Below are 1,755 nucleotides of genomic sequence, written 5' to 3' on the forward strand. Positions count from 1 at the left end.
GGACACCAGGCCGGGGTTATACTGTGGTAAAAGGTGGGGGGAAGGAACTAGCCATTGTTAATCTGCAAGGTAGAACCTTCTTGCCAGCTATTGACTGTCCATTTCGTGCAGCGGATGACATTGTAGACGAGCTGCGCAAAAAGCATAAACATATTCTAGTAGACTTTCACGCTGAAGCCACCTCCGAAAAAATTGCTATGGGTTGGCATCTGGATGGACGTGCATCCATCGTGGTAGGGACACATACACACGTACAGAGTAATGACGATACGATTTTGCCACACGGAACTGCGTATCAGACAGATGCGGGGATGGTAGGCCCTTATGAGGGTGTGCTCGGTATGCAGAAAGAGGCTGTACTTCAGAAATTCCAGACCCAGCTTCCAGTACGCTTCCAGGTGGACATGGGCAAATGGCACTTTCACGCCATTAGCGTAGAACTCAATGATCACGATGGAAAAGCTCGCAAAATTGAGAAAATCAGACTTAAAGAAGATGAATGGCGGATGGATTAAGTTTTTTGTGAGCTGCTTAAGGAAAGAATAAGGAAAACTGTCACCAAAAAGCAGGAATTTTTTGCTGACCCTCGAATAACATCTAATAGTGGAATCAAACCATCATCATTCCCAGGGGAGGTACTTACTATGGATGTATTAAAAGTATCAGCAAAATCCAATCCCAATTCAGTTGCAGGCGCACTCGCAGGGGTACTGCGTGAACGTGGAAATGCAGAATTGCAGGCGATTGGAGCGGGTGCACTAAACCAAGCCATTAAAGCGGTAGCCATTGCCCGGGGATTTGTCGCACCAAGCGGAGTGGATTTGATTTGTATTCCTGCTTTTACAGACATTGTTATTGATGGAGAAGACCGGACTGCGATCAAGTTGATTGTAGAGCCAAGATAATAAATGGAAGTTGCCTGAGCCTGTTTACGTTTTGTAAACGGGCTTTTTTGCTTTGTGATTTAGTTGTTATGGTTTTCAAAATAAATTTATGGACTTAATCTAATGGGGGTAGGGTGCATGAATGATAAGTATGAAGCGAATTGGCCAGTAGTAGACTTACACTGTGATGTGTTATGTAAAATGCAGCTTGATTCGCAGGTGGATTTTAGTCATTCATCGCTTGATGTCACAAAAGAGCGTTTGCTAGAAGGCAATATAAGGTTGCAAACGTTCGCTATATATATTTCGCAGGTATTGGGCACGCCAAAATTTGAGCATGTCGTTCGTCAAATTGAGCTGTTCAGACAGCATGTAACTTCTACCTCTGGCGGATTAAAACCTTTGCTGTGGAGAGAAGACTTGGCAGCATTTAAAAATACGTCCGCTGTACGTCAAGTAGAGCAAGCACAGCAGACAGGAGTAGAGAAGCAAGCGGGAAAGATAACGAATGGGCACGGAAGTGGGACGAATCATATAGGGTCACCTTGGGCGTTGCTCTCGCTTGAAGGGGTAGATGCACTGGAAGGCAATCCATTTTATGCGGATGTATGCTATGCCATGGGTATACGTTTGATCGGGCTGACATGGAATTATGCAAATTGGGCTGCTGACGGCATTATGGAGCCAAGAGGTGGCGGACTGACCCGCAAGGGACATGATCTGGTTAATCGCTGCAATAGTCTGGGACTACTGCTAGATGTATCACACTTGTCCGTACAAGGGTTCTGGGAAGTGGTGGAGGAGGCGTCCTTACCGCCCATCGCCTCGCACTCCAACGCCTTTGCGAAATGTGCTCATCCCCGTAACTTGC

General features: G+C 46.1%; 3 protein-coding genes. All 3 read left to right on the forward strand.

Annotated elements, in window-relative coordinates; translation table 11 throughout:
* Positions 1-515, forward strand: a 515-nt coding sequence (locus tag AC5V8P_RS25420; protein WP_495474032.1) for a TIGR00282 family metallophosphoesterase, incomplete at its 5' end; no start/stop codon positions are given.
* 129 nt (positions 516-644) lie between these two features.
* Complete coding sequence (locus AC5V8P_RS25425) at positions 645-905, forward strand: stage V sporulation protein S (RefSeq protein WP_007430104.1); 261 nt, start codon at positions 645-647, stop codon at positions 903-905.
* Between the two features lie 117 nt (positions 906-1,022).
* Positions 1,023-1,755, forward strand: a 733-nt coding sequence (locus AC5V8P_RS25430; RefSeq protein ID WP_495474033.1) for a dipeptidase, incomplete at its 3' end; no start/stop codon positions are given.

It is taken from the genome of Paenibacillus sp. N119s, from assembly GCF_059447605.1.

Excerpts from the sequence above, each read along its gene's own strand:
- AC5V8P_RS25425 (WP_007430104.1), top strand. The coding sequence starts at position 645 with ATGGATGTATTAAAAGTATCAGCAAAATCCAATCCCAATTCAGTTGCA.